This is a genomic window from Vitiosangium sp. GDMCC 1.1324 (assembly GCF_003044305.1).
Taxonomy (GTDB): domain Bacteria; phylum Myxococcota; class Myxococcia; order Myxococcales; family Myxococcaceae; genus Archangium.
In genome coordinates this window covers 505,664-532,639 of record NZ_PZOX01000002.1, presented here as the reverse complement: position 1 = coordinate 532,639, position 26,976 = coordinate 505,664, and the positions used below count along the sequence as shown (strand labels likewise).

Here is a 26,976-nt window from a genome sequence, read left to right as displayed (position 1 = left end):
GTACCGCTCAACCTCGATTCAGTTCTCCGGGAACGCCGTCCAGCCGGCCGTCCAGTCATCGGTGCCCATGGCACCCACGAACTGCGCCTTCTCGAAGAATCCGTCCGTCGGAGGCACGGCGGCATTGGTGGTCAGCAGCGCCGCCGACTCCGCCTGCGGCTTGAAGTTCGGCGCCTTGACGTTCGCCGCCGCCGCCAGCTTCGGGTCCGCGAAGCGGTTGTTGGTGCTGCTGGCCGTCAGCTCCGCGGCCTCGTCCAGTCCACCGTCGTTGTCGGTCTCGGCGGGCAGGGCGGTGTTGCTGCCCTTCAGGTTCCAGAACAGGCTGTTCTTGATGGAGAGCGCTCCATCGCGGAACTGCTGCGCCGACGAGGTGCCGTTGATGTCGATGGCGCCATCCGCGAAGTCCTGGACGATGACGTTGTTCAGCTTGCCCGCGGTGCCGCGGCGCAGCGTCATGCCGATGGACTTCTCGACGCCACCCGCACCACGGCCGATGAAGGTCGCGTTCCAGATCTCCGGCGCCGAGCGCGGCAGGTTGTCGTTGCCCTTCTCGTAGTTGTCCGCCTCGATGCCGTTGTTGCCGATCTCCGGGCCCTGCTGGACGATCAGGTACTGCACCTTGCCGCGATAGCCGAAGTCCCAGTCGAGGCCATCGTCCTCGGCCAGCGACACGAGGATGTGCTTGAGGTTGACGGTGCCGCCGAACACCTCCACGCCGTCGTCCGAGCCGCGCAGCGTCTGGATGTACTCCACCTCGGTCTTCGTGCCGCAGGCGCCCAGCGTCAGGCTGTTGATCTCCTTGTCCGTGGCGATCTTGAAGCCGGCGAACTCGATGCGGGCGTACTTCAGCTTGCCGCAATCGTGGGTGTCATCGCCCACGTTGGCCTCGCCACCGCCGTACTTGAGCCGCTCGTCACCGGTGGGGAATCCCTCGATGAACTGGTCCGGCACGTTGAGCTTCGCCTTGCCCAGCAGGATGACGCCGCCCCAGTCGCTCGACTTGCGCTGGCCCGGCTCCTTGGAGCTGGTGAAGACGATGGGCTTGTCCTTGGTGCCCACCGCGTTGATCTTCGCGTTGCGGGTGATGACCAGCGAGGTACCGGTCTCGCCCAGCACCTTGGTTCCCGGCTGGATGGTGAGCGTGCCGCCCTCCACGAACACGTGCTGCTTGAGGACGTACGTGTTGGCGCTCTCCCAGGTGGTGTCGGCGGTGATGTTCGCCGCCACCTCGATGGTCTGACCCTGGGGCGGAGGAGTGGTGTTGTCGTCCTTCGGCTCGCCACAGCCAGCGGCGCTCACGGCGGCCAGGCCAACCACCAGGGACTTCTTCCAGAGCTGCTTCATGAGGGTGACTTCCTTTCGGAGAAGGAACTACAGGGACCAGCCAAGTTGCGCGGAGAAGGAGATGCCGGGGCGGTACTTCACGAGGTCCAACCCGCCCTGGCGCAGGACGACGGGCGAGTTGAGGAGGTTGGAGCCGGTCAGCTTGAGCTGGAGGTTGCCGGCGAGCTTCTGGGACACGGCCACGTCCACGCGGTGGAAGGGCCGCTCGTAGACGTCGGGCAGCGGAGTGATGCCGGCCTCGCTGATGCGCTCGCCGTAGACGTTGTAGAGCAGCGCCACTTCGGTGCCGGTCTCCTTGTGGTCGTAGCCGAGGTTGACGTTGACCACGTACGGAGACTGGCCCTGCAGCGGGCGCTCGGTGGAGGTGGCCGAGCCCTGTGCCCCGTCGCCCAGCAGCACCTGGGAGCGGATGAGGGTGAGGTTGGCCGCGAGCCGGAAGTCATTGAGCACCGGCGTCAGGCGGCCCAGGGACGTGCGCGCCTCCAGTTCCAGGCCGTAGGCGGTGGCGCCCTCCGCGTTCTTGTAGGTGATGTCACCGCCGGACACGGTGGCGATGACGCGCTCGATGGGGTTGCTGAAGCTCTTGGCGAAGACACTGGCGGCGAGCACCTCGTTCTCGCCGGGGAACCACTCGGCGCGCAGGTCGCCGTTGTGCACCCGCGTCTCCACCAGGTTCTCGTTGCCCGTCACCGAGCGGCGGCGCACCAGGTCGTAGAAGGAGAACGGAGCCAACTCGCGGAAGGTGGGCCGCGCCAGGGTGTAGCTGTAGCCCAGGCGCAGGTTCAGCTCGGGCGTCAGCGCGTAGACGACGTTCGCCGTGGGCAGCACGTCCGAGTAGAGCTTGTCCCCCACCTTCGGCTTCGCGCTGGTGATGTTGTAGTCGCTCTTCGCGGTGAGCTTCTGCTGGGACACCTCGTAGCGAGCGCCCGCCACCACGCGCAGCTTCTCCAGCGGCTGCGCGTCCGCCAGGGCATAGCCGGAGTAGATGCCGAGGTACGCGTTGTAACCATCCTCGAGGCGCGTGTCCTCGAAGACGCCCACGTTGCGGCCGATGAGGTCCGAGGCGAAGAGCTCCTCGGGAGGCAGGCGCACCGCGTCCGGGTTGCCGGTGCCGGGGAGGTAGTCGAAGCGGAAGCGGCGGGAGTCGAAGTGGCGGAAGGAGAGCTGCCCGAGGCCACCCACCTTGAGCCTCACACCCTGGAAGGGGACGGTGAGGTTGAGCGTGGCGCCCGTGGACTGCTCCGTCAGGTCGGCGAAGTAGCGGTCACCGCTGCCCGGCTGGTCGCGGAAGATGCGCACCCCATCGCGGATGTAATAGGTGGTGTCGCGCGTGTCCGGCTCGCTGCGGTCCACGCGCGAGTAGTTGGCCTGCCAGTCCACCTCGGCGTCGTTGAGGATGGAGAGGCGGTGGAAGCCCCGGAGCTGGTTGAAGGACAGCGAGCGGCTGATGAACTGCAGGCGCGTGCCCTCGAAGTTGCTCTCGTCGTTCTCGCTGTAGCCGGCGACGGTGAGGGTGCGGCTCTCGGTGCCTCGGGTGTAGAGGCTGAAGAGGGTGAGCTCGTTGTCGCGGCTGAACTGGTAGCTGGCGTTCACCAGGCCGTTGAGGCTGACCGCGTCCGAGCCCAGCTCCGTCTTCGCCGGATCGCTGCTCTTGAAGGTGCCCTGGCTCTCCTCGAACATGTCCTGCGTGTCGGCGAGCTGCACGCCCTCGCGGCGCCCGTAGTTGACGCTGGCCAGGTAGCCCAGGCGCTGGTTGCCGAAGCGCAGCGTGTCTCCCATGGACGCGCCCAGGCCGATGGCCGGCAGCGACGTCTGGCGGCGCGCGCTCCAGATGTCCGGGAAGGCCCTGCCCGCATCCACGGCCTGGTCGGCCTTGAGCGGCCCGCTCGTGGGGACCTCGGACGGCAGGCGGCGGTCGGCTCCCGGGAACCCGAGCAGCTCGGCGAAGCTGCCCGGCTGCGTGTTGCGCTGGCGGAAGGTGCTCTCGGTGTTGCCGGCGAACGTGATGCGCGGCTTGAACTCGAACTTGCTCGGGTAGCTGTTGGTCTCGATGAGCAGCGCGCCGCCGCCGAAGGTGCCGGGCAGGTCCGGCGTGTAGCTCTTCACCACGTTGAGGTTGGCGAGCAGGTTCGTGGGGAAGATGTCGAGCGGCACCGAGGGCTCATCCGGCTCGGGGCTGGGCAGCAGCGCGCCGTTGAGCAGCGTCACCGAGTAGCGGCCTCCCAGGCCGCGCAGCAGCACGAACCGCCCGTCCACCACCGTGGCGCTCACCACGCGCTTCACCGCGTCCGAGGCGCTCGAGTCCGGTGTGCGCGAAATCTCCTGGGAGCTGATGGCGTCGGACACCGCGGCGGCCTTCTTGCGCTCCTGGAGCAGCGCGCCCTCGGCACGGCGATCCGCGTGGGCCTCGACGACGACTTCCTGCACGGCGCCCGCGTCGGCGCTCAACTGCACGTCCAGCTTCGTGGCCTTTCCCTGCTCCACGATGACACCAGTAATCCGGCGGCCCTCGTAGACGTCATAGAAGACGCGCAGGTCATACTTTCCGGGCGGCAGCGCCAGCTTGTAGTTGCCGTCCACGTCCGTGAGGACGCTCTTCTGCGCGCCGGTGACGACCTTCACCGTGGCCTCGATGAGCGTCTCCTTCGTCTGCGCGTCGGTCACCTGGCCGTAGACGCCGGTGAAGCCCGGAGGCGGAGTGGCGGAGTCCTCCATCAGCTCGTCCCCGGTGCCCTCGGCGGAGGAGGACTCGGAGGCGGGAGCAGCCACCGGCGCATCCTGCGCCACGGGAGCGGTGGAGGAAGACTCCTGCGTAGCGGGCCCGGTGGCCGCGGGAGCGGAAGGAGTGGAGACAACAGGGCTCTCGGAGGGAGCGGTCCTCTCGGTGGCGGGCGTCTGCGCCATCACCGGCGCGGCCAGCAGTGCGAGCGCCGCGAGCGCGGCGCGAATGGATTCAGGGCGGAGAGACAACACGGGACTCCTCACCGACGGACGCGCGTAGAGAACGCGAGGCCCGTAGCGTTTGAATGGATGAGATGTGAAAGATTGGAGGCCGAAAGGCAGACTTCAGGTCACGGAGCCGCGGGCTCGGCGACGGCGTCCGGAACCACTGCAACGGTGAGGTTTCCACCGCGCGCGATGTCCAGCACTTCCATCGCGCTGCCGTAGGGCACGTCGTTCTCCGCGTCGAAGAAGACGATCTTGTCCGGGCGCGCGTTGAGCATCCGTTGCAGCCGCGCCACGAGCTGGTCTCGCGGCACGTCCTCGCGGTTGATCTGCGCCGCGCCGGACTTCGTGACGGTGAGCACCACGGGAGGGAGCGCACCCGGCGGAGGCGGAGCCACTTCGGTCTGCTCGTCCGCCTTGCCCGGCACGTCCATCCACATCTGCTTCGTCATCAGCGGCGTGACGACCATGAAGATGATGAGGAGCACCAGCACCACGTCCACCAGCGGCGTCACGTTCATCGCCGGGCGGATGCCTCCCTTGCCACCACCGAGATCAAAGGCCATGGCCGTGCGCTCCTAGTTCCTCTTCAGGTCGACCACCTGCAGCGAGATGCCCGGAAAGCCGATGTCCTGCAGCGTCTTGAAGACCGTACGCACCTCGGCGTAGCGCACGGCCCGGTCCGCCTTGAGCACCACGCGGGCCTCCGGGTCCTTCTCGTGGATGGCCCGGAGTTGCTCGACGAGCTGCTCGCGCGGCACTTCCTTGCGGTCCAGGAAGAAGGCCCCCTGCGCGGTGAGGCTCACCGTGGTCGGCGTGAGCGAGTTGTCCTCGCCCTTGTCCGGGTTCACCACCGCTGGCAGCTCCACCGCGGCACCGGCCTCGAGCTGGGGCGTGACGACCATGAAGATGATGAGGAGGACGAGCACCACGTCCACCAGCGGCGTCACGTTCATCTCCGGCGTGAGCGAGCTACGCCGGGCGGACATCGACGCCCTCCTTGCGCGTGGCGCGCTCCACGTCCAGGGCCACCGCGCCCTCGCCGCGCACCGCCGGTGCACTCACGCCGTGCACGTCCTCCAGGTGGTCCATGAACTCCTTGCGCGCCAGATCCAGCGACAGCAGCAGTGCGTCCGCGCGGGTGGACAGAAGGTTGAACATCAGCACCGCGGGGATGGCCACCAGCAGGCCGAGCGCCGTCACCACGAGCGCCTCGGAGATGCCCGCCGACACCGCGCCCAGTCCTCCCGAGCCCGTCTTCGCGATACCGGCGAAGGACTCGATGATGCCCACCACCGTGCCGAGCAGTCCCACGAACGGCGCCACCGAGCCCACCGACGCCAGCACGCTCATGCCCCGGCGCACGTCCGCGGTGACGCGCTCGTAGAGCCGGTCCATCTCCCGCCGCGTCAGCTCCACCGCGCCCAGCTTGCCCTGCGGCGCCGACTTCTTGCTCAGGTACGTCTTCACGCCACCGCCCAGCAGCTTCGCCAGGCTGCTCGCCCGGGCCGCCGTGGCCTCGGTGACGAACTGCTCATGCTGCTGTGCCTCCAGCAGCTTGCCCGCGCGCGCCGCGAACTTCCGGTCCGCCGCCTTCGAGCGGAAGAAGAAGATGAGTCGCTCGAAGAAGACGATCAACGACGACAGCGCGAAGAGGACCAGCGTGTAGGCGATGCACCGGGCGAAGAAGCCCATGTGCTGGTAGATCTCGAGCAGATTGAAGTTCATCGAGGGGCTCCGGTGAGTGGGTGGGTGAGGGCTGTCGCCTACTTGAGACGGAAGGGAATCTTCACGATGCGGAAGACGGCGGTGGGCTGGCCGTCGACGAGCGCGGGCTCGTAGCGCCACGTCTTCACCGCGGCGAGGGCCGCGCTGACGAAGGGCTCCTCGCCGCGCATCACCTTGATGTTGCTGACGTGGCCATCCACCTCGACGACGACCTTCAGGATGACCATGCCCTCCTGCCCCTTCGCGCGCATGTCGGAGGGGAACTCGGGCGAGACGTTGGACTCCAGCTCCCTGGGTGGCGTGGCGGCCTCGGGGAGGTTGATGGGCGCGGCGCGCCGCATGCCTCCAGCCACTCCCGGGCTGTCCACGCCCGTGACGATGGCGCCCGCCACGAGCTGGCCCGTGCCTCCCACGGCGATCGGCGCGGCGGCCACCGCGTGCTCCGCATCCGCCTCGGGTGGCTTCTCCACCGGAATCTCCTTGGGCGCCAGCATGGCCGCGGGCGCCGCGACGGTGGGCGCGGGAGGTGGTGGCTTCGCCTTGGGCTTGGGAGGAGGCGGCGGCGGTGGAGGCGGTGGCGGCTTCACCTCGGCCACCGGTGGAGGCGGCGGACGGAACACCACGTCCACCCGCTTCTCCTTGATGACCTCCCGCACCTGACTGCCCACCACCACTACGCCCAGGCCCAGCAGGGCACACACCCCGAGGGACGCCACGGTGGAGAGCGCGAACCGACGGGCCGACTGCACATCGGTGGCGCTGTCGAAGGTCTCGAACATGACGCCTCGCCGTATAGCGGCGCCATGTCTCGGCCCTGTCCAGCCCCCGCAACAATTCCCCTCGCCGGCTGTCGCTGCTTCCTCGCGGGCCGCTCGAGGAACTGTCACGACGTGACAGCCCGCGGAGAATCTGCAACGTTTGTGTCCCAAGTAACGGAGGTGTCACGGCAGGTGGGGCGGGCCCACCTTTCGAGTCGCACGCGTGTGCTCATTCGTGAGCAGGCGGACAGGCGGGCGGGGCTCTCGGGAGAGGGCTGGCTTGGTGGGGCGTACTGAACCGTGCGAGTCTGGTCACACCATGTCAGCCGCGGAGCTCCGCGCAGCGGAGCAGGGAAGCATCGGTCCCTACCGTCTCCTGGGGAAGCTGAGCTCGGGAGGAATGGGAGTGGTGTACCGCGCCCGTCATGAGGAGACGGGAGAGCTGGCCGCTCTCAAGACGGTGCGGGTGCCCGAGGCGCCTATGCTGCGCGGCATCCGCCGGGAGATCCACGCGCTGCGGCGCATCCAGCATCCGGGTGTGGTGCGCGTGCTCGCCGAGGGCGTGCAGGAGGGGCTCCCCTGGTACGCGATGGAGTTCATCGAGGGGCTCACCCTCCGGCGCTACATCGACGAGCTGTGGAAGAGGACTCCCGGCACCACGACGGAGATCATCACCCAGGTGGTCTCCACGTCCGAGCCCCCGAAGGGCGCGGCCCCGGACATCTCGTTCCGCGCGTTCGGCCCGCCCCCGGAGGAGCAGCGGCGCGACGCCGCGATGCTACGGCTGGACGAGGTGCTCACCCTGGCGCGCCGCCTGTGCTCCTCGTTGGCCTTCCTCCACGGCGAGGGCATCGTCCACCGAGATCTCAAGCCGGAGAACGTCGTCATCCGCCCGGACGGCACGCCGGTGCTGGTGGACTTCGGGCTGGCCTCGCTCGTGGGAGGCAACCTCGGCCGCGAGTCGCTCGAGGTCTCCGGCAGCATGGAGGGCTCCTACGTCTACATGGCCCCCGAGCAGATCAAGGGCGGGCTGGTGGACGCGAGGGCGGACCTCTACTCGCTGGGGTGCATCCTCCACGAGCTGATGGTGGGGCAGCCGCCCTATCCCGGCTCGGGGTGGGAGGTGCTGCGGCGGCACCTGCAGGACAAGCCCTTCCCGCTGTCGCGGTGGGTGCGCGGCGTGCCGCCGGACGTGGATACGCTGGTGCTGCGCATGCTGGCGAAGGTGCCTCGCGAGCGCATCGGCTACGCAGCGGACGTGGGCGTCGTGCTGGCCGGGCTTGGGGCGGAGGACCTGCCCCGGGCGCCCTCGCGGACGCCGCGGCCGTACCTCTATCGGCCCGAGTTCGTGGGGCGCGAGCAGCTCCTCGCGGAGTTGAACACGCGGTTGGAGCGCTCTCGGGAGGGACAGGGCGGGTGCCTGCTCATCGGCGGCGAGAGCGGCGCGGGCAAGACGCGCCTGGTGATGGAGTGCGCGGTGGCCGCCAGCCGGCATGCGTTCCATGTCGTCACCGGCGGTTGCCTCCCGCTCTCCGGTGGCGGTTCGGGCGAGCAGATGCACGGCGAGCCGCTGCATGCCTTCAAGCCGCTGCTGCAGGCCATCGCCGACGAGTGCCGGCAGCTCGGACAGGAGGAGACGGATCGGCTGCTGGGCGAGCGCGGACGGGTGCTGGCCCTCTACGAGCCCGCGCTGGCGGACCTGCCCGGACAGGACGCCTGGCCCGAGCCTCCCCGGCTCCCGCCCCAGGCCGCGCGTGAGCGCGTCATGCGCTGCCTCGCCGAGACGCTCGCCGCCTTCTCCGCGAAGGACGCGGTGCTGCTGGTCATGGATGACCTGCAGTGGGCCGATGAGCTGTCGTTGGGCGTGCTGGACTTCCTGCAGGCCGGGTTCCTCCGCGAGTCGCACGTGCTGGTGGTGGGCACCTACCGCACCGAGGAACTGGACTCGGCGCTGCGGCTGCTGCTCGCCTCCCCGGGGGTGACGCACCGGGCGCTGGGACAGCTGGACGAGCCGATGGTGGCGCGCATGGTGGAGGACATGCTGGCGATGTCCTCGCCGCCGGCCTCCTTCGTGCGCTTCCTCACCACGCGCTCGGCGGGCAACCCCTTCTTCGTGGCGGAGTACCTGCGCACGGCCATCGACGAGCGGCTGCTCTTCCGCGACATCTTCGGTACGTGGCAGGTGGCCGCGGGCGACGACGCGATGGAGCGGCTGCACGAGGCGCTGCCGCTGCCCGGGGCGCTGCACGACCTGGTGGGCCGCCGGCTGGACGGGCTGGGTCCGCAGGCGCGCGGTCTGCTGGAGATGGCGGCGGTGCTGGGCCGCGAGCTGGACGCGGACGTGCTGGCGGCGGCCGCCGGGCTGGAGGACCTGCAGGAGCTGGAGGCCCTGGAGGAGCTGCGCGCCCGGCACGTGCTGGAGGACGCGGGCGGTGGGCGGCTGCGCTTCGTCCACGACAAGCTGCGGGAGATTGCCTACGAGAGCATCCTCCCCGACCGGCGCCGTCCCCTGCACCGCGCGGCGGCCCTGGCGCTGGAGGCGAACGATGTCTGGGGTGGGGTGCCACCGGCGCTCTACCCGGTGCTGGCGCACCACTGGGAGCAGGCCCAGGACGACGTGTGGACCTTCGAGTACCTGGAGAAGGCAGGGGCCCACGCGCTGAAGGCGGGCTCGAACGTGGAGGCCTCCGGCTACCTGCGGCGGGCGCTGGAGCTGGATGTGCAGCGCGGGCGGGACACGGGCGTGCGCGTGGACGCGGCCCGGCGCGCGCGCTGGGAGCGGCTGCTGGGCGAGGCCATGCACGGCCTGTCCGAGTTCGAGGCCTGCATCTCGCACTGTCTGAGGGCGATGGAGGACCTGGGCCGGCCCCTGCCCGTGACGGATGGGGGATGGGGACGCTTCCTCCTGGCGCAGACGGTGCGGCAGGTGATGCACCTGGTGTTGCCCCGGCGCTGGGTGACGGAGAAGGATCGGCAGACGCGGGAGCTGCTGGCGGCCTCGGCGCTGGCGGCGACCCGGCTGGCCGAGTGCTACTACTGGCGCTACGACCCGCTGCGGATGATGGCCACCGCGCTGCTGGCCGCGAACCTGGCCGAGCGCGCGGGCCGTGATTCCTCGGTGCTGCGGTTGTACGGGCAGCTCGGCTCCATCGCGGGGTTGGGGCGTCTCAACCGCGTGGCGCGCGCCTACTTCCGCCGGGCCCAGGGCGAGGGGCAGTTGGTGGAGGACCCGAGCGCCACGTCCTTCGGGCTCATCGTCGAGTCCATGTTCCATGCGAGCTTCGCGCGCTGGACCCTGTCCGCGAGCAAGTCGAGCGAGGCGCAGGAGGTGCTGCTGCGGCTCGGGGACAAGGGGGAGCTCGAGCTGAGCGAGGTGCTGCTGGGGCACGTGGACTACTACACGGGCCGCTTCGAGGCGGCGCTGACGCGCTTCGCCAACGTGTGCGAGTCGGCCCGGAAGCGCGGCCACTTCCAGCATGAGGTGTGGAGCACGTACACGATGGCGCGCAGCCTACTGGCGCTCGGCCGGCTGGACGAGGCGATGCCGCTCTTGCGCGAGGCGGACGGGCTGCTGAAGGGGAAGCATGATCCGCTCTCGCACATCATCAACGGCGGGCTGCTGGGGATGGCGTACCTGGAGCGCGAGGAGTGGGAGCTGGCGCGCGAGGAGGCCGACAAGGTGATGGCGGTGGCGCGGCAGTACCCGCCCATGCTGTTCACCGAGAGCCACGGCTACGAGGGCGCGGCGCGGGTGTACCTGGCGCTGTGGGAGCGGGAGCGGGTGTCCGGGCAGCCCACGCCGCACGTGGCCGAGGAGGCCCGGCGGGCGTGCGCGCGGTTGTCGTCGTTGGCGACGCGGTTTCCCCTGGCCCGTGCGGTGGCGCTGCGCTGTAGCGGGAAGATGTACTGGCTGGCGGGCCAGAAGTGGCGGGCCCGGTCGGCGTGGAAGCGCAGCGCGAAGCTGGCCCGGGAGATGGGCATGCCCTACGACGAGGCGCAGGCGTGGTTCGAGCTGGCGCGCGCCGCCGCCCCGGGGAGCCCCGAGCGAGAGCTGTCCTTGAGGCAGGCGATGGAAGGCTTCACGCGCCTGGGCTGTGCCGGTCTCCTGCGCGAGGCTGAGGCGCTCCAGGCCCGTCAGTCCCTCCTCCCCTGAGCGAGTGTCGAGGGCGCAGCGCCCGGACCCTCAGAGCCCGGACCAGAGGTGCATGGCGGTGCGCAGGTGCCCGTCCTGCTCGTGCAGCAGGGCCACCAGACGGCCGCGCTGGAGGGCCCGCACGGGGGCCTGGGGGTCTGGAAAGCCCTCGGGCAGGCGCCAGTCCGGAGGCCGTACCTCGCCGAGGGGAATGGTGCGCCCGTGCTTGAGGTCGTTCACCTCGTCGCCCGCGATGACTCGGGAGGGGCACCAGGGCAACAGCTCGGCGCCGTGGAGCCAGAGGCGCTGTCCGGGACCGGGGTCCTCCCACGGGCCGATGGCGGTGCGGTGCAGCCGGGCGAGGTGGGCTCCGCATCCGAGTGCCCGTCCCAGGTCTCGGGCGAGCGCACGCACGTAGTAGCCGCCGCGGCAGGTGAGGCGCAGGCGGCTGCGGTGGGGCAGCTCATGGGAGAGCCAGCGGGCCTCGTGGAGGTAGACGCGCGAGGGAGGCAGCTCCACTGCCTCGCCACGGTGGGCCTTCTTGTAGGCCGGCTCGCCGCCCACCTTCTTCGCGCTGGTGGCGGGGGGCACCTGCTCCGTCCAGCCGAGGAAGGGCACGAGCGCCGCGTCCAGCGCCTCCGGCGTGAGGTGGGTGGCATCTCCCTCGTGGGTGACCTGGCCGAGCAGGTCTCCGTTGTCCGTCTCCACGCCCCAGACGACCTCGGCCTCGTATGTCTTGGGTACGGCGTGCAGGCATTCCATGAGGTGCGTGGCCGGGCCCGCCAGCAGCAGCAGCAGGCCCTCCGCGAAGGGGTCGAGCGTGCCGCCGTGACAGACGGGGAGTTGCTTGCGCGTGAGGCCCGCGGCATCTACCTCGCTCATCAGTGCCCGCACGAGGGAAAAGCTCGTCGCTCCCACCTGTTTGTGGACCAGATAGATGCCGGGCTTCATGCGTGGAATTCCTTGGGGGTGTAGCGGCTGACATCCGCCCGGGTGAAGGCCGTGCGGACTGGCGGATGTTGTTCATGCATACCCTTATTTCCGAAGGCAACTCGATGGCTTTGATGGGACTGGGGCGGGCGCGCGTGGCATTTGAGTCCGTGTGGGCCCGCGCCCTCCTGCTCTTCGGGGCCTTCTGCGGACTGAAGGCGCTCAGCGCGGTCTTCCTCTTCCCGCCCCTGGACGGCGCCACGGTGTGGCTCCCGGGCGGGTTGATGCTCGCCGTCCTCCTCCGGGCGGAGAAGCGCCACTGGCCCGTGTACCTGCTCACCGCCTTCCTCGCGGAGCTCTCTCTGTCGCCCACCTACGGGGACCCCTGGGACATGGCCGTCCTGTGGGCCGTGGGCAATGGCCTGAGATCAGTGGTGGGGGCGGTGCTGATGCGGCGCTGGTTGGACACGCCGGTGGGCTTCTCCCGGCCCCGGGATGTGGTGGCGCTGGTCGTCGCGGGAGGACTGCTCAGCCCCCTGCTCAGCGCCACGCTGGGGATGGGGACCGTCGCGCTCTTCTCCTCGGGCCTGGGCGTCGGCGACTTCTGGCGGGGCTGGCTCAACTGGTACCTCGCCGATGGGCTGGGGATATTGCTGGTGGCGCCCCTGTTGCTCACCTGGGGGACCGGGCAGGGCTGGCTCCGGCGGCCCGGCATGGCCGTGGAACTGGCCGGGTCCATGCTGCTGCTGGCGCTCGTGGCCCATATCGCCTTCGGGCTGCGCCTGCCCGAGGGCATCCTCCTCTCGCTGCCCTATCTGTGCCTGCCCGTCATCCTCTGGGCGGCGATGCGGCTGGGACCTCGGGGTGCGGCCACCGCCACGCTGGTCCTGGGGGCGTTCGCCATCGGGCACACCGCCGCCGAGCGAGGGCCCTTCGGGGTGCTGCCCGGCACCTTGCCGGAGCGCGTGCTCGCGGTGCAGATCTTCCTCGCCGTGGCGAGCATGTCCACGCTCCTCCTGGCGGTGATGACCGAGGATCGCCGGCGGGTGGAGCGGGCCCAGCGGCTGGTGGCGGAGGCGGGTGCGGTGCTCGCCGAGCCGATGGATCCGCGGGAGACCCTGCCGCGCGTGGTCCGGCTCGTCGTGCCGGAGTTGGCCACCGGCCTCGTCGTGTGGCTGGCGGACGAGGACGGGCAGTTCGCTTCTCTGGTGAAGGTGGGGGTGTCGGAGGAGGCGCAGGGCCGTCTGCTCGGGGAGCTGAGCCGGCTGTCGGAGTCCTCGAGGCGAGGGCTGGACCCGGAGGGGTCCTTCGTGCTGGCGCGCATCCAGCACCAGGGCCGCCTGCTGGGGGGGATGGCCCTGGTGCGTGCCGGGCACACCCGCCGGTTCCGCGCTCGTGCGCAGTCTTTCGCCGAGGACGTGGCCCACCACTGTGCGCTCGCGCTGGAGAACGCGCGCCTGCTGGGTCAGTTCCAGGCGGCCATCCACGCGCGTGACGAGTTCATCGCCATCGCCGCCCACGAGTTGCGCACCCCGCTCACCGCGCTCAACCTGCAGATGCAGGGGCTCGTGCGTCCGCTGCGGCAGCTCCCCGACCCCGAGCCGCTCCTCGCGCGCTTCCAATTGGCGGCCCGGCAGATCTCCCGCCTGGGGCGGCTGGTGGAGGGCGTCCTGGACGTGGGGAACCTCAACGCCGGCCGGCGGTTGCAACTGGAGCGCGAGCCGTTGGACCTGGGCGAGCTGGTGCGGGACGTGGTGGACGGCTACTCCGCGGAGCTGGAGCGAGCCGGCTGCGGGGTGTCCGTCTTCGTTCCGCAACGCGTCAACGGCCTGTGGGACCGTGCCCGGTTGGAGCAGGCGCTCACCCACCTGCTGGGCAACGCGCTGAAGTTCGGCGCCGGCCGGCCCATCGAGCTCCGGGTCGAGCGGCGGGAGGACCGGGCCCGGCTGGTGGTGACGGACCACGGCATCGGGGTGTCACCGGAGGCGCTGGAGCGCATCTTCGGCCGCTTCGAGCGGGCGGTGTCCTCGAGGGAGTACGGAGGTCTGGGGCTGGGCCTCTTCCTCGCCCGGGAGATCGTCGAGGCCCATGGCGGCACCATCCAGGTCACCAGCCAGCCAGGGGAGGGCGCCACCTTCGTCCTGGAGCTGCCCGTCTCTCCGGTGACCTCCGTCCACGCCCCCTCGCTGGCGCCCGCCCCACCGGTCTGGGCCGGAACCCCCGCCGACTCACACCCGACGTAAAGAGCAGGGCGCCGGGCTCCTACCCGCCAGCTCTCCTTGCTGTCCTCCAGCCAACCGATGCACGGAAATGTTTCCGAGCCCCACTGGATGGCATAGAATCCAAGGACGGGCTGTCTCCGTGTGCTCTTGCTGGGGCGTCGTCTAAAGGCAGGACGTCAGACTTTGAATCTGATTATCAAGGTTCGAATCCTTGCGCCCCAGCCACCCTTCTTCCCGTGATGCCCAAGGACGGTGGGCCGATGCCGCTGCCGCAGAAGGTTCTCCAGCTGGTCTCCGTAGGTAGCCCGCCACCGGCGCTCCTTCGGGAGTTGGAGGACCCCATCGCGTTGCAGCTCGGCCTGCGAGCGGTGGTGAGCAAGACGGCCCTCCCCACGCCCGCATACGCCTTCAACAAGGACCGGGGGCAGTACCACTGCAACGCCATCATGCGCCGGCTGGCGACGCTGCTGGAGCCGGGGCCGTCCATGGTGCTGGGCATCACGGACGTGGACCTGTTCGTGCCGGATTCGCCCTTCGTGCTGGGCGAGGCGGACCGGGAGTCCCGGAGCGCGGTGCTGAGCCTGTTCCGGCTGCGCCAGGGAGTGGATGGAGACCAGCTGCGGCGCCGGCTGCAGGTGGAGGCCGTCCACCAGGCGGGGCACCTGCTGGGGCTGTCCTACTGCGAGGACGCCCGGTGCGTGATGTTCTTCGCCCAGGCGCCGCAGGACTGTGATCGCAAGCAGATGTCGCTCTGCAACAACTGCCGCAATGAGCTGAACAAGCTCAACCGCTAGCCGCGCCGGCCGCTGGCGCGCACCCTCCACCTACTCGTGCTTGAATGCCGCGCGCGCATGGGGCGTCTCCCTGCGCAGCGCCCTCGGACCATGGGGGGCCTTTCTTCGGGGCCGGAAGAACCAGGAGCACGAGCGTATGAAGGCGTTGTCGCGGATTGTCGGGCTGGCGGCGGTGGCGGTGGTGGCGGGGTGCGAGCCCATTGATGGAATCGATCTGGGTGGTGGCGGTACGGGAGGTGGAGCCTTCAGTCGTGGTTTCGTCTTCGTGCGCGGGGACAGCAGCAGCACGCGCAACGTGTTCGCGGTGGATGACAGCGGGGACCCGAACTCGCCGCTGCAGCTCACCACGCAGGGCGGGGCGTTCTCCCCCACGGTGTCGCGCAATGGCCGGCAGGTGGCCTTCGTGCACAGGGTGGGCTCCGTCAACGAGCTGCAGGTGGTGCCCACCACCGGCCAGGGCCAGCCCTCCACGGTGTTCTCCAGCACGAGCACCTCGGCCTGCTCGGGCTGCACCAACTTCCGCTACCCCACCTTCAGCCCGGATGGCCGGACGATCGTCTTCACCCTGGACAGGAGCAACGCCTCCACGCAGCTGGCGCGGGTGAACGCGGATGGCACCGGCTTCCAACTCCTCCCCAACAGCGGTGGCTACTTCTTCGGCCCGACCTCCTTCACGGCGGACGGGTTGGGTCTGATCGCCGCGGGGAGCCGTTACTCCAAGGACCAGCTCGAGGTCCTGCTCTACGTGAATGTGCTGAATGGTCTGGCCAACGTGGTCGCCGAGGTCCAGGGCGCCGATGGGACGGCGCAGGTGGTGGTCTCGCGAGTCGCGGTGTCTCCGGATGGGTCGAAGGTGGCCTTCGATGCGCGCACCAGCAGTGGCTCGCGCATCTTCGTGGGGACGATCGACGGCCAGCAGCAGGTCTACGACATCAAACAGGTCACGGGGAAGCTCGGGGTGGATGACACCTATCCGAGCTGGCGCGGCAACACCGAGCTGGGCTTCCTCTCGAACGAGGGTGGCACGGACAACATCTATCGCGTGAGCGCCTCGTCGGTGCGCGGCTCGGGCAACCTCGTGCTCGTCGTGCCGAAGGCCGCGGAGCCCTCCTACGGCGGCTGAGCGTGTGAGCCCGGTGGGAACCGGGTTCGTGCTCCTGTCCTGATGAACGAAGGCCCGGGGACCCCCATTTCGGGTCTCCGGGCCTCCGGGACTACAGCGGTGCCGCTTCCGACTACTCGGGCTTGGCGTTCACCGCGGCGCTCGGCGCCACCGTGGCGGTGCCCGTCTTCACTTCCAGGGCGTCCGCGACCAGCTCGGTGATGTCCTTCACCTTGATGCGCTCCTCGCGGCCCGTGTCGTTCACCGCGTCCTTGAGCATCGTCGAGCAGAACGGGCAGGCCACCGCCACGATGCCCTTGCCTCCCGGCTCCTTGTACTCGCCCACCAGACCCGGCTTCTTCTTGTCCGTCGCGTCCGGGAACGGCGTGCTCGGGTCCTCGGCGTGCTTGAGCGTCAGCGCCGCCTCGTTCAGACGGTTGTGGTTGATGCGCGTGCCGATGTGCTCCTCCATCCACATGCGCCCACCGCCCGCGCCGCAGCAGAAGCCCTCGCGCTGGCTGCGCTGCATCTCCACCACCTCGAGCCCCGGAATCGCCTTCAGCACCTCGCGAGGCGCGTCGTACACCCCGTTGTGCCGGCCCAGGTAGCACGGGTCGTGGTACGTCAGCTTCTCGTTCATCACCGCGGAGAGCTTGATGCGCTTCTCCTTGAGCAGCTCGTTGATGAGCTGCGTGTGGTTGATGACGCGGTACTCGCCGCCGAACTCCGGGTACTCGTTCTTGATGGTGTTGAAGCAGTGCGGGCACTGGGTGATGACCGCCTTCACGCCCATCGAGTTCCACGTCTCGACGTTCGTCTTGGCCATCGTCTGGTACAGGTACTCGTTGCCCAGGCGGCGCGCCGTGTCGCCGTTGCACATCTCCTGCTTGGACAGCGTGGCGAAGCTCACGCCGGCCTCGCGCAGAATCTTCACCAGCGCCCGGCTCACCTTCTTCTGCTTGTCGTCGTAGCTGCCCGCGCAGCCCACGAAGAAGAGGTACTCGTACGTCCCGCCATCACCCCAGGTGGGCAGCGCGAGGTCCTCGGCCCACTCATCGCGCCGGTCCTGGCCCAGGCCCCAGGGGTTGCCCTGGCGTTCAATCCCCTCGAACACGCGCTGGATTTCGGGCGGGAACTCGGCCTTCACCTGCACCTGGTAGCGGCGCATGTCGATGAGGCGCGGCACGTTCTCGATGAACACCGGACAGGCCGTCTCGCACCAGCCGCAGCTCGTACAGGCCCACACCGTCTCCGCCTTCAGCGCGCTGCCGATGATTTCCGGCAGGGGCTCCACCGTGCCCGAGGGCCCTCGGCCCTCCTCCACCCACATCTCGTGGTCCCAAATCCAGTGCTTCAGGTCCTGGTTCACGCCCTTGTGCGTGAGCGGCTTGCCAGTGATGTACGTGGGGCAGTGCGTCTGGCAACGGCCGCACTCGGTGCACGAGTACAGGTCCAGGCCCTGCTTCCAGGTGAGGTCCTTCACCGTCGCGGTGCCGAACTCCTCCTTCTCCAGGTTGGGCGTGGGCAGCTTCGCGCTCTGAGTGGTGCGCTGGTCCGGCGCCACGCGCTGGAAGAAGACGTTGAACAGACCCGTGATGACGTGGAAGTGCTTGCCCAGCGGCAGGAAGTTGAGGAACGCGAGGATGATGGAGAGGTGGATCCAGAATCCCGCCACGCCCAGCACGTGGGCCGGGGTGTAGCCCAGCGGCCTCATCAGCGTGCCCACCGCGCTGGTGACCGGCTCCCACCACACGATGCTGCTCGTGGCCAGCGGCATCGTCTGCTCGCGGGGCACCATGTGGCTGCCGCCGAAGAGGAACTCCGTCACCATCAGGCCGGAGATGAAGCCGAGGATGAGGTAGGCCTCCCACGAGGGGCTCATGCGGTCCGGCTTCACCGAGGCGCGTAGGTACGCGAAGTACGCGCAGCCCAACACCGCGCCCGCCGCCACCACGTCCTTCGCCAGCAGGTACACCCGGTAGACGTTGAGCAGCGCCGTCTTGTCCGCCCAGAACGGGTCGGTCAGGTCCGTGAGCACCGTGAGGGCCGTGCCGGAGAAGCCCATCACGAACATCATGATGGTGCGCACGGCCAGCACCATGAACGCCGCGAAGATGAACACGTGCATGAGGCCCGGGGTGAACTCCTCCCGGTCCACCATGCGTTTCTGCCCCAGGCCGAAGCGGAGCAGGGCGGCGGTGCGCTGGGGGATGTTGTCCAGCCGGTTCTCCGGCTTCATCGCCAGCAGGACGCCAATGCGTCCGGCCATGGTCATGACGAAGACGGAGACTCCGACGGCGAGGAGGAGGCCTGTGATGATGGGACTCATGGCGGTTCGGTGAACCTCGCGAAGGGCCGCGCGGTGGGGAGGACCGGTTGCCGCGCTGCGGCATTGCTGTAACACTGCAACCCTAACAAGGTTGATTCCCGAATCAAGCACCTGTCCGGGCCGGGTTGGTGGGGGTTCTACTCCAGGCGCGGCCCGTTCGTCCGGGCAGTGTGGAACGCGGACGGCGGGACCTTCGCCCACCGTGTTTCCTGGCGGACCCGGCGGGGGCTCTGGGCGCTGACCCGGTAGGCCCTCGGGCGGCCTCTTTCATGAGGCTCTGGGTGTGGAGACCCCGCCCGGTCCTCCCGGCGCTCGGAAGAGGCGGGCAAGCACAAGCTCCTGTGTAAATGCAAGCAGGCGTGCACTACCCGACGGTCCCGGCCCCTTGGATGACCAAGGACTTTACAACGGGCCCGACAATGGTCACCCTGGTTGGTAAATCGGTCAATGAGGTTGGGAAGGGGCACCACATGGGGTGGGCCCCAGGAGACCGAGCGGGGGGCGCCCGTGGGGGCGGCGAGCCAGTCGGCCGGCGACCCGGGGAAACACGGAGAGCGTCCAGGAGGAGCCATGAAGCACGACGAAACGACGTACATGGATGATGAGGGGCTGGAGTACGTCGTCCCGGGTGGCGAGGACGAGGATTCGGGGTCGATCATGCCGGTGCGGACCACCACGGGTGGCCGGCTGTGGGGCGCGGATGACGCCTACGGTGGGTACGACGCCGAGTAACGTCCGGGCCCCCGCGTCCGGGTCGTGGCGCGGGGGCGGCAGTGTGACGCGGCAGGCGCGCGTCTCCCCGTCGAGCAGGTGCAAGGCACTCGTTCCGGGGATGGAATCCGCCGCTGCGTGTATCCTCCCACCCGCGTGGGTCTTCCGAGTGAATCGAGTGCCCGTGGAGCAATGCCCGAAGGGCGGCTCGTCACGGAGCTTCCCGAGCAGGAGCTCGAGGGCTTCGACCGGCTGCTGCCCGCGCTGAAGGCGGCCTTCCAGCGCAACCGGGGCAAGGCGTGGAGCGCCGAGGAACTCGGCGAGCTGTCGGGCCTGCCCGCGGCGGAGGTGGCTCGCACCCTGGAGCTGTTCGCCTCGGCGCTGGAGCTCGCGGAGGTCCTCTTCGGGGATGACGCGGGCCTCGTGGGCGCCATCCAGCTCGCGCCTTCCGTGCTGGAGACGGAGCCCTTCGCGTCCGTGCGCGCCCGGCTCGCCGCTCAGGGTCCGTTGGAAGCGCCCGTGCGCCTCACGCAGCTGCGCGTGGAGGGCTACCGGGTGCTCGCGGGGCTCGAGGTGCGGCCCGGCGCCCTGTCCGTGCTCACCGGAGAGCCGGGCTCGGGCAAGTCCTCGCTCCTCGAGTGTCTGGCCCTGCTCTCCTCCGCGGCGGTGGAGCCGCTGCCCTCGGGGCGGGAGGCGCGCCTTCCCGAGCGCCTCCACCTGTCCCTGCGCGTCTCGAGCGGCTCCGGCCGGGCCCTCCGGTACTCGGTGAGCCTCGGGGGACCTTCGGGCACTCCCCGCGTCACTTCGGAGCGCCTGGCCTGCGTGGAGACGGGGGCGGGTGGCCAGGAGACGGAGGCGTTCGCGTTCCTCGACTTCCAGAACGGCCAGGGGACGGTCCGCACCGTGACCTGGGAGCCCCCGAGGCCTCGCGTGCTGACGGTGCCCCACGTGTTGCCTCCGGACTCGCTCGCGCTGCGCGGAGGGCTCGACTCCGCCCCGCCCGTCGTCTCCAGCTTCCGCGCGTTCGTGTCCGGCTGGCGCTTCTACCCGGGCTTCGACGTCTCGCGAGGCGCCGTGCTCCGGCGGCCCGTCCCCTCGGAGCCCGAGCCCGTGCTGGCGGCGGATGGCTCCAACCTGAGCGCCGTGCTCTTCCACCTGATGGTGGAGTGTCCCGAGCGCTGGCGCGAGCTCGAGGCGTCCCTGCGCGAGGCCCTTCCGTCCTTCCAGTCGCTCTCGGTGAAACCCCGGGGCGGGCCGGGCACGGTGCTCGGCGTCTGGCGCGAGGCCGGCGTGAGGGACGAGCTGCCGCTGGCGGACTTGTCGGAGGGGACGCTGCGCTTCCTCTGCCTGGCGGCGCTGTGCCTGTCTCCTCTCAAGGCGCCGCTCATGGGCCTCGATGGGCCCGAGCTGGGACTCCACCCCCGCATGCTGCCGGGGCTCGCGAGGCTGCTCCGGGGGGCCTCGGCGGAGACCCAGGTGCTCGTCGTGACGCAGTCGCCCGGGCTGCTCGCCGGGCTGCCTCCCGACGCGGTGGCCTGGATGAGGAAGGTGGACGGGCGCGCGGTGCTGGATGGGGCGGAGAAGACCCACTCGTCATCATGAGGACTTCGCGCGGCGTCCGGGTTGCGACCGCCGGGGTCAGGTCGGCGATACTGGGGGAACGCGGTAACGCACGGGGCCCGCACGGGTGCCCCGCACGGAGGATGGAGCGATGAAGCTGACGGCCTGGGCGGTCGAGCGTGATGGTGAGCGCGGCCGGGATGTACATCTGCTCGTCACCGTGGAGGCCGAGTCGGATGCGCCCCGTGCTCCCGTGGCGGTGAACCTCGTGCTGGACCGGAGCGCCTCCATGCGGGGCGCGCCCCTGTCCGCCGCGGTGGAGGCCGCGCAACTGCTCGTCGAGCGCGCCGGGCCGAAGGACTACCTCGGGCTGCTCGCCTTCGACGGAGTCCCCGAGCAGCTCGTTCCGCTGCGTATCATGGAGGCCGACGCGCGGACCGAGCTCGCCGAGAGCCTCTCCGCCATGCAGGCCGGTGAGGGCACCGCGCTCCACGAGGCGGTGGAGTCCGGTGCGGCGGCCGTGCGCCGGCTGTTCATTCCGGGGGCGCGGCCGAAGATGCTGGTGCTCACGGATGGAGAGCCCTCGGTGGGCCCGCGCTCGCTCGCGGACTTCCGCACGCTGGGCACCAAGGTGGCCGAGTCGGGGATTACGTTGCACGCGCTGGGACTGGGGCGGCACTACCTGCCGGAGATATTGGAGGCGATGACCGGTCCGTCGGGCACGGGCTTCACCCACGTGGATGACGCCGAGGGCCTGCCGATGGCCGCCGCGGCGATGGTGGCCGAGCTCTTTGGCGAGGTGGGGACGGACGCGCGCCTGTACGTGCGCCCCAGCGGTTTCTCCGAGCTGCTCTGCCGTCACCGCTATCCGGCGCGAGTGGAAGGGGACTCGCTGAGCGCGGGACTGGGCTCGCTGTCGCACGCCTTCGCGCGCCGGGCGCTCTTCACGGGGCGCCTGGAGCTGGCGGACTGGTCGCTCGGGGTGACGACGACGTGGACGGAGAATGGGGACACGCGACGGGTGTCGGTGCCGGTGCAGCGCGTGCTGCCGGACAGCCCCGAGGGCCGCTTCATCCGCGCGGTGGGAGTGGAGCTGGACCTGGTGGCGGCCGAGTCCACGGCGTGGAAGGCGCTGATGCGGCGCAACCCGGGGGCGGCGGAGAAGTCGCTGACCGAGGCGGAGGAAGCGCTGCACGAGCTGGTGCGGCTGGCGGTGGAGGAGGTGCCGGCGAAGCGCCACGTGGAGCGGCTGGCGGACCTGAAGCTGGCGGTGGCGCGGCGCGCGGGCGAGCTGCCGGCACTGCTGGTGCGGCGGGCGCGGGCAGCGGACGCACGCACCGGACTGAGCATCATCCAGCCCGTGCCTCCTTCCTCGCGGAAGGCGGGGAACTGAGGCCTACGGCCACACGAGCGGGAAGCGCTCGCGCAGCGGGTTTTGGTTCCACTCCGTGGCGGTGATGCGGAAGAGGACGTGCGGCAGGCCCGCGTGGGTGATGTCGCGCTCATAGCGCATGCCCACCTTCTCTATCGGCCGAAGTCGTACCGGGCCTGGTGCTCCAGACCGGCGTCGAGGTACTGCCGGGTGCGCTCATCGGGGAGAGGCCCGTCCAATGTGGCCGCGACCCGGGCTTCTTGAAGGAGCCGGCGGAGCGCCTCGAAGTCCTCTGCCCCAAGCCGTTCGGCGAGCAGCCGGGCGGTCTGGAACCGCTCCACCCTCGTCCACCAGGGCTCCCTCCATCCCTCTGTAACCTGGGCATGGGCAGCCGCGTACTACCCGCACCACCGGGGAGGGCCGCCCGGGAATGCCTGCCTGCCTGAAGGGTTGATGGGCGCCAATCCACGGCCTGGAGGCTGGCGGTCGGCACTCCGGTGGGTTAACGGGAGGCGCATGAAGCAGCAGCGGCTACGACGTTCGAGCGGGCGGGGACTTCTTCTCTTCGCGGTGCTGGGTCTCTTCCTCGGCTCGGGCCTGGCCCGGGCGGAACTGCCCGCCACGGCGATGTCCACGGGCGCTCCGGATCAGGGCAACCCGCGCGTGGAAGCCGCCCTCCTGACGGATGTGTCACAGGTGAAGCCGGGCGACTCCTTCCGCGTGGGCGTGCGCTTCCGCATGGCCCCGGGTTGGCACATCTACTGGAAGAATCCAGGCGAGTCGGGGCTGGCCTCGGAGATCGTCTGGGACACGCCGGGCACCACCGTGGGGGAACTGCAGTGGCCCACGCCCATCACCTTCCGCAGCCCGGATGGCTTCATCACCTCCTACGGCTATGGGGAAGAGGTGCTCCTCTTCGCCGAGGCCCATGTGTCCGACAAGCTGACGGGCTCGGCGCAGCTGTCGGCCGCGGCGGACATCCTCGTGTGCGAGACGCGCTGCCTGCCCGCGCAGCTCATGCTCACCCGCAACGTGCCGCTGGGCTCTGAGACTCGGCCGGACCCCGAGTTCGCGCCCCTCTTCGATGCGACCCGCGCGCGTGTGCCCGTGACGCCCGAGAGCGCCGGCTACGCGGTGACGCTCGCGCTCGACACGAAGCCGCTCACCGCCGGCAAGCCCTTCACCGGCACCCTCACCGTGACGGGGCCGAAGGGCCAGCCGGTGCCCGCGGTGGAGAAGGACTTCTTCGTGCCCGAGCGCGTCCACGGCATCGCGCGCCTGGCCCTGTCGCCCGTGGATGGCAAGCCCGGCACCTTCAAGCTGGAGGGCGCGGCGGCCCCGGACGTTCCCGCGCAGGAGCCCCGGTTCGTGGGCGTGCTGCGTCTGGGCCCGGCCGCCGTGGGCCACCCCTCGCTGACGTTGAACCTGCCGCTCGCGCCCGTGGCGGCCGCCGCTCCCGGCACCGCCTCGGCCGCTCCGGAGGTGAAGCCCGCCCCCGTGCTCGCGCCAAAGCCCACCCCGGCGGTGGCCACGGCCGTGGCATCCGAGTCGTCGCTGTCGCTGGGGTTGGTGCTCCTCTTCGCGTTCCTCGGAGGCGCGCTGCTCAACCTCATGCCGTGCGTCTTCCCGGTGCTGGCCCTCAAGGCGTACGGCTTCACCCGCACGGTGCACGCCGAGCGCGGCAAGGTGGCGCTGCACGCGCTGGCCTACGCGGGCGGCATCGTGGGCTCGCTGCTGGCGCTGGCGGTGGCGGTGCTGACCCTGCGCGCTGGTGGACACAGCGTGGGTTGGGGCTTCCAGTTCCAGGAGCCGCTCTTCGTCGCCGCGGTGGCCGCGGTGCTGGTGGCCTTCGCCCTCAACCTCTTCGGCGTCTTCACCGTGGGCACGGACGGCACCGCCCTGGTGGAGAAGGTGGACGCGAGCCACGGCTTCGCCCGCAGCGCCGGCGAGGGTGTGCTGGCGGTGGTGCTGGCCACGCCCTGCTCGGCGCCGCTCCTGGGCACCGCGGTGGGCTTCGCGCTCGCGGCGGGCCCGGCCACGGTGCTGGCCACCTTCTTCATGCTGGGGCTCGGCCTGTCGCTTCCCTTCTGCCTGCTGGTGCTGGTGCCCGGACTCACGAAGTTCCTCCCCAAGCCGGGCGCGTGGATGGAGCGCGGCAAGCAGCTGCTCGGCTTCGCGCTGCTGGGCACCACGGTGTGGCTGGTGTGGGTGATGGGTGGCCTCACGGGCGTGGACGGCATGGCGCGGCTGCTCGCCTTCCTCGCGGTGGTGGGCCTGGGCTCGTGGATGTACGGGCTGGCGCAAGGCGCCACGGGTGGGCGCAAGGCGGCGGGCGTGGCGGCGGTGGTGGCCGTGCTGGCCGTGGGCGGCCTCTTCTCCCTGCGCTTCGACGAGACGGGGCCGGCGGTCCGCAAGGCCTCGGCGGTGGCCGAGGCGCAGCCGTGGGACGAGGCCGCGGTGGCCGCGGCGCTGGAGGCGGGGCAGCCCGTCTTCATCGACTTCACCGCGGACTGGTGCCTCACCTGCAAGTTCAACGAGCGCACCGTGCTGACACGTGAGGACGTGCGGGCCTCCTTCTCGGAGCACAAGGTGGCCTTCTTCGTCGCGGACTGGACGCGACGGGACGCGCGCATCAGCGCGAAGCTGGCCGAGTTCGGTCGTGCCGGAGTCCCCATGTACCTGGTGGTGAGCCCCGCCTCGCCCGGCAAGCCCGAGGTGTTGCCGGAGCTCCTCACCACCGACTCCGTCATCGGCGCGGTCCGCCGCGCGGCGAAGCGCGTGGCCGACGCGACGTAGCGCAGAGCGTTTCTTCCGCAGTACCCCTCACAAGGAGAGCTGAGCGAATGAAGCCGTTCTTCACCGCAGTCGCCCTCGCCGTGATGCTGCCCGTGGTGGCGCTCGCCGCCGATACCGCCGAGGTGGGCAAGCCCGCTCCGGCCTTCACCCTGAAGGACGAGTCCGGCAAGGAGCACTCGCTGTCGCAGTACAAGGGAAAGATCGTGGTCCTCGAGTGGACCAACCCCGGCTGCCCCTTCGTGCAGCGCCACTACACGGCCAACACCATGCAGAAGACGCTGGCGGGCTTCGACGCCAAGAAGGTGGTGTGGCTGGCGGTGGACTCCACCGCGAGCAACACGCCGGACAAGTCCGCGGCCTGGAAGAAGGAGAAGGGCTTCAGCTACCCGGTGCTGCAGGACCCGAGCGGCACGGTGGGCAAGTCCTACGGCGCCAAGACGACGCCGCACATGTACGTCATCGATGAGCAGGGCGTGCTGCGCTACGCGGGCGCCATCGACGACGACCCGCGCGGCAACAAGAAGGAGGGCACCACCAACTACGTGAAGACGGCGGTGGACGCGCTCCTGTCCGGCAAGCCGGTGCCGGCCTCCACCACCGAGTCGTATGGCTGCTCGGTGAAGTACAAGAGCTAGGCTCTCGCCGTGAGGCCCTCGCGTCCCTGTGGACGTGAGGGCCCCGGGGAGTCCTCTCTCAGGGCGCTCTCACGGGAGGCCCTTCGACGGGAAGCTCGATGGTGAAGGTGGAGCCCTGATGCGGCCCGGCGCTCGTCGCGGAGAGCCGGCCGCCCAGCTCCGTCGCCGACAGGGCGCTGATGTGCAGGCCAAAGCCGTGGCCGTGCTTCTTCGTGGTGAAGCCCTGGGAGAACATGCGCGTCAGGTTCTCCGGAGCAATGCCCACGCCGTTATCCGCCACCTCGATGCGCAGCTGGTCCCTTCTTCCCGCGCCGTGTCCAACGCGGATGGTCAGACGCTTGTCCGGCGCTCGGCTGTCCAGGAGCGCATGCCGCGCGTTGCTCAGCAGGTTGAGGAGGATCTGCAGCAGCTTGTGCCGGTCCACCACGATGGGAGGCACCTCCGCGTATTCGCGCCGCACCTCGATGCCCAGCGGCTCGAGGGAGCCCGCGTCCAGGCGCAGCGCGTCGTTGATGAGCTGAGGCACCTGCACGAGCTCCACCACGCCGCCGTACCGCGCGTGCTGCTGCTGCATGCTGACGATGGACTTGATGTGCTCGACGCTCTCGCCCAGCACTCGCATCTCGTTCAGCAGCTCCTCACGCTCCGTGGCGAGCTGCTTCGACAGGGCGCACAGGTAGGCCGGAAGCTGCGTGCCGCGCGGGTCGGAGGTGAAGAAGGCCGCCAGCTCCGCGGAGTGTTCGCTCAGCATGTCGGTGGCCTGGACCAGCCTCGAGACCCGAGAGCCGCGCAGCCGCTCGGTCAAGACGGTGACCGAGACGTTGACGCTGTTGAGCGTATTGCCCACGTTGTGCAGCACGCCCGTGGCGATCTCCGTCATCCCGGCCTGGCGCGAGACGTCCAGCAAGGTGCGGTGCAGCTCCCCCAGCTTGGCCTCGGCATCCTTCCGCGCCTTGATGTCGCGCTCGAGTGCGGCATGCGTCGCGGCATGCGCGGCGTTGTACAGCCACCCGACGAGCCACCCCGACAGGATGGCGAGTGTCGCCACGGTATTCATCACCCACTGGTGGCCTGGGGTGATGATTCGAGGCCTGGGGCCAAAGAGCTGGCTCCAGAGTGGACTGATGACTCCGACGCTCACGACCACGGGAACGAGGATGACGAGCGACAGCCGCGGTCCCAGCAGGTACACCGTGAGGATGGTGATCAACATCATCGCCGCGTTCGCGGCGAGGTCGGGATCATTCGCGTGAAGGGAGGTCAGGATGACCGCGGAAGCCATGATGCTGCTCAGGAGCAGCGCCGGGATGCGAGTCGAGGACACCCTGCGCAAGCCCCACAGCGTTGCCGCATAGCCGGTCATGGAGCCGACGCCCGCCACCCTATAGCTCCAGGGCATCCCCGCCACCAGGAAGACAACCGTGGCCACGCCGGCGAGCACGATGAGGGCGACGGCCGTGCCAGCCACCACCCGGGCGCGGCCCAACTCATTGAGGGGTGCCCGGCGCATGTCCTTCGAAAGAAAGCCGTCCAGCCAATGAAGGAAACGCACGGCACTCCTTCCCGGAAGAACTGGCGCGGCAGGCTTCGCGGAACGTGCCTCCTCGTTGGACGTGC

19 protein-coding genes and 1 tRNA gene are annotated in these 26,976 nt (G+C 69.8%); 10 read left to right on the top strand and 10 right to left on the bottom strand.

Translation table 11 applies throughout. The annotated features are described in order from the left end of the window. Nucleotides 1–18: 18 nt before the first annotated feature. From DAT35_RS06630 to DAT35_RS06605, 6 genes are all read right to left on the bottom strand, one after another. Nucleotides 19–1,344, bottom strand: coding sequence for a hypothetical protein (locus DAT35_RS06630; RefSeq protein WP_108066040.1), 1,326 nt, complete (start codon nucleotides 1,342–1,344; stop codon nucleotides 19–21). 27 nt (nucleotides 1,345–1,371) lie between these two features. Further along, the gene (locus DAT35_RS06625; RefSeq protein ID WP_108066039.1) at nucleotides 1,372–4,317 is read right to left on the bottom strand and encodes a TonB-dependent receptor; all 2,946 of its coding nucleotides are present in this window, start codon (nucleotides 4,315–4,317) and stop codon (nucleotides 1,372–1,374) included. Between the two features lie 98 nt (nucleotides 4,318–4,415). Continuing rightward, the gene (locus DAT35_RS06620; RefSeq protein ID WP_108066038.1) at nucleotides 4,416–4,856 is read right to left on the bottom strand and encodes a biopolymer transporter ExbD; all 441 of its coding nucleotides are present in this window, start codon (nucleotides 4,854–4,856) and stop codon (nucleotides 4,416–4,418) included. A gap of 12 nt (nucleotides 4,857–4,868) precedes the next feature. Next, on the bottom strand, nucleotides 4,869–5,279 hold the full coding sequence (locus DAT35_RS06615; RefSeq protein ID WP_108066037.1) for a biopolymer transporter ExbD: 411 nt from the start codon (nucleotides 5,277–5,279) through the stop codon (nucleotides 4,869–4,871). Then, nucleotides 5,263–6,018 (bottom strand): MotA/TolQ/ExbB proton channel family protein, encoded by a 756-nt coding sequence (locus DAT35_RS06610; RefSeq protein WP_108066036.1) that lies wholly within the window; start codon nucleotides 6,016–6,018, stop codon nucleotides 5,263–5,265. Before DAT35_RS06610 ends, DAT35_RS06615 begins: the two co-directional genes overlap by 17 nt. Nucleotides 6,019–6,056: 38 nt before the next feature. Beyond that, on the bottom strand, nucleotides 6,057–6,797 hold the full coding sequence (locus DAT35_RS06605; protein WP_108066035.1) for an energy transducer TonB: 741 nt from the start codon (nucleotides 6,795–6,797) through the stop codon (nucleotides 6,057–6,059). Nucleotides 6,798–7,095: 298 nt separating this feature from the next. Between DAT35_RS06605 and DAT35_RS06600 the strand changes: the two genes are divergently transcribed. Next, nucleotides 7,096–10,929, top strand: coding sequence for a serine/threonine-protein kinase PknK (locus DAT35_RS06600; protein WP_108066034.1), 3,834 nt, complete (start codon nucleotides 7,096–7,098; stop codon nucleotides 10,927–10,929). A 30-nt stretch (nucleotides 10,930–10,959) separates the two neighbouring features. Here the strand turns inward: DAT35_RS06600 and truB are convergent, their stop codons facing one another. Continuing rightward, nucleotides 10,960–11,859 carry a tRNA pseudouridine(55) synthase TruB gene (gene truB / locus DAT35_RS06595; RefSeq protein WP_108066033.1) on the bottom strand — a complete coding sequence of 300 codons (900 nt, stop codon included), beginning with the start codon at nucleotides 11,857–11,859 and terminating at the stop codon, nucleotides 10,960–10,962. A gap of 74 nt (nucleotides 11,860–11,933) precedes the next feature. On the opposite strand from truB, the gene DAT35_RS06590 reads away from it, so the two are divergent. The 4 genes from DAT35_RS06590 (at nucleotide 11,934) to DAT35_RS06575 (ending at nucleotide 15,977) form a co-directional block, all read left to right on the top strand. Continuing rightward, nucleotides 11,934–14,081, top strand: coding sequence for an MASE1 domain-containing protein (locus DAT35_RS06590; RefSeq protein ID WP_158501577.1), 2,148 nt, complete (start codon nucleotides 11,934–11,936; stop codon nucleotides 14,079–14,081). Between the two features lie 130 nt (nucleotides 14,082–14,211). After that, nucleotides 14,212–14,285, top strand: a tRNA-Gln gene (locus DAT35_RS06585). A gap of 41 nt (nucleotides 14,286–14,326) precedes the next feature. After that, nucleotides 14,327–14,854: a non-proteolytic archaemetzincin-like protein gene (locus tag DAT35_RS06580; RefSeq protein ID WP_108066428.1), complete on the top strand. Its 528-nt coding sequence runs from the start codon at nucleotides 14,327–14,329 to the stop codon at nucleotides 14,852–14,854. Between the two features lie 136 nt (nucleotides 14,855–14,990). After that, nucleotides 14,991–15,977, top strand: coding sequence for an LpqB family beta-propeller domain-containing protein (locus tag DAT35_RS06575; protein WP_108066031.1), 987 nt, complete (start codon nucleotides 14,991–14,993; stop codon nucleotides 15,975–15,977). Nucleotides 15,978–16,089: 112 nt separating this feature from the next. Here the strand turns inward: DAT35_RS06575 and DAT35_RS06570 are convergent, their stop codons facing one another. Further along, the gene (locus tag DAT35_RS06570; protein ID WP_108066030.1) at nucleotides 16,090–18,285 is read right to left on the bottom strand and encodes a (Fe-S)-binding protein; all 2,196 of its coding nucleotides are present in this window, start codon (nucleotides 18,283–18,285) and stop codon (nucleotides 16,090–16,092) included. Between the two features lie 570 nt (nucleotides 18,286–18,855). Here DAT35_RS06570 and DAT35_RS59825 point away from each other — a divergent pair. From DAT35_RS59825 to DAT35_RS06555, 3 genes are all read left to right on the top strand, one after another. After that, complete coding sequence (locus DAT35_RS59825; protein ID WP_199242826.1) at nucleotides 18,856–19,017, top strand: hypothetical protein; 162 nt, start codon at nucleotides 18,856–18,858, stop codon at nucleotides 19,015–19,017. Nucleotides 19,018–19,188: 171 nt separating this feature from the next. Next, a complete protein-coding gene (locus DAT35_RS06560; RefSeq protein ID WP_108066029.1) occupies nucleotides 19,189–20,598 on the top strand; it encodes an AAA family ATPase in 1,410 nt (469 codons plus the stop codon). A gap of 109 nt (nucleotides 20,599–20,707) precedes the next feature. Further along, nucleotides 20,708–21,949: a VWA domain-containing protein gene (locus DAT35_RS06555; protein ID WP_108066028.1), complete on the top strand. Its 1,242-nt coding sequence runs from the start codon at nucleotides 20,708–20,710 to the stop codon at nucleotides 21,947–21,949. Nucleotides 21,950–22,080: 131 nt separating this feature from the next. Here the strand turns inward: DAT35_RS06555 and DAT35_RS06550 are convergent, their stop codons facing one another. Beyond that, nucleotides 22,081–22,269, bottom strand: coding sequence for a hypothetical protein (locus tag DAT35_RS06550; RefSeq protein WP_108066027.1), 189 nt, complete (start codon nucleotides 22,267–22,269; stop codon nucleotides 22,081–22,083). Nucleotides 22,270–22,444: 175 nt separating this feature from the next. Between DAT35_RS06550 and DAT35_RS06545 the strand changes: the two genes are divergently transcribed. Both DAT35_RS06545 and DAT35_RS06540 read left to right on the top strand, forming a co-directional pair. Then, nucleotides 22,445–24,724 (top strand): protein-disulfide reductase DsbD, encoded by a 2,280-nt coding sequence (locus DAT35_RS06545; RefSeq protein ID WP_108066026.1) that lies wholly within the window; start codon nucleotides 22,445–22,447, stop codon nucleotides 24,722–24,724. 47 nt (nucleotides 24,725–24,771) lie between these two features. Then, nucleotides 24,772–25,359: a thioredoxin family protein gene (locus tag DAT35_RS06540; protein WP_108066025.1), complete on the top strand. Its 588-nt coding sequence runs from the start codon at nucleotides 24,772–24,774 to the stop codon at nucleotides 25,357–25,359. 58 nt (nucleotides 25,360–25,417) lie between these two features. Here the strand turns inward: DAT35_RS06540 and DAT35_RS06535 are convergent, their stop codons facing one another. Then, nucleotides 25,418–26,911 carry a sensor histidine kinase gene (locus DAT35_RS06535; protein WP_233261323.1) on the bottom strand — a complete coding sequence of 498 codons (1,494 nt, stop codon included), beginning with the start codon at nucleotides 26,909–26,911 and terminating at the stop codon, nucleotides 25,418–25,420. Nucleotides 26,912–26,976 lie beyond the last annotated feature (65 nt).

Excerpts from the sequence above, each read along its gene's own strand:
- DAT35_RS06600 (WP_108066034.1), top strand. The coding sequence starts at position 7,096 with ATGTCAGCCGCGGAGCTCCGCGCAGCGGAGCAGGGAAGCATCGGTCCC.
- DAT35_RS06555 (WP_108066028.1), top strand. The coding sequence starts at position 20,708 with ATGAAGCTGACGGCCTGGGCGGTCGAGCGTGATGGTGAGCGCGGCCGG.
- DAT35_RS59825 (WP_199242826.1), top strand. The coding sequence starts at position 18,856 with ATGAAGCACGACGAAACGACGTACATGGATGATGAGGGGCTGGAGTAC.
- truB (WP_108066033.1), bottom strand. The coding sequence starts at position 11,859 with ATGAAGCCCGGCATCTATCTGGTCCACAAACAGGTGGGAGCGACGAGC.
- DAT35_RS06590 (WP_158501577.1), top strand. The coding sequence starts at position 11,934 with ATGCATACCCTTATTTCCGAAGGCAACTCGATGGCTTTGATGGGACTG.
- DAT35_RS06620 (WP_108066038.1), bottom strand. The coding sequence starts at position 4,856 with ATGGCCTTTGATCTCGGTGGTGGCAAGGGAGGCATCCGCCCGGCGATG.
- DAT35_RS06560 (WP_108066029.1), top strand. The coding sequence starts at position 19,189 with ATGCCCGAAGGGCGGCTCGTCACGGAGCTTCCCGAGCAGGAGCTCGAG.
- DAT35_RS06610 (WP_108066036.1), bottom strand. The coding sequence starts at position 6,018 with ATGAACTTCAATCTGCTCGAGATCTACCAGCACATGGGCTTCTTCGCC.
- DAT35_RS06630 (WP_108066040.1), bottom strand. The coding sequence starts at position 1,344 with ATGAAGCAGCTCTGGAAGAAGTCCCTGGTGGTTGGCCTGGCCGCCGTG.
- DAT35_RS06545 (WP_108066026.1), top strand. The coding sequence starts at position 22,445 with ATGAAGCAGCAGCGGCTACGACGTTCGAGCGGGCGGGGACTTCTTCTC.
- DAT35_RS06575 (WP_108066031.1), top strand. The coding sequence starts at position 14,991 with ATGAAGGCGTTGTCGCGGATTGTCGGGCTGGCGGCGGTGGCGGTGGTG.
- DAT35_RS06570 (WP_108066030.1), bottom strand. The coding sequence starts at position 18,285 with ATGAGTCCCATCATCACAGGCCTCCTCCTCGCCGTCGGAGTCTCCGTC.
- DAT35_RS06540 (WP_108066025.1), top strand. The coding sequence starts at position 24,772 with ATGAAGCCGTTCTTCACCGCAGTCGCCCTCGCCGTGATGCTGCCCGTG.
- DAT35_RS06615 (WP_108066037.1), bottom strand. The coding sequence starts at position 5,279 with ATGTCCGCCCGGCGTAGCTCGCTCACGCCGGAGATGAACGTGACGCCG.
- DAT35_RS06605 (WP_108066035.1), bottom strand. The coding sequence starts at position 6,797 with ATGTTCGAGACCTTCGACAGCGCCACCGATGTGCAGTCGGCCCGTCGG.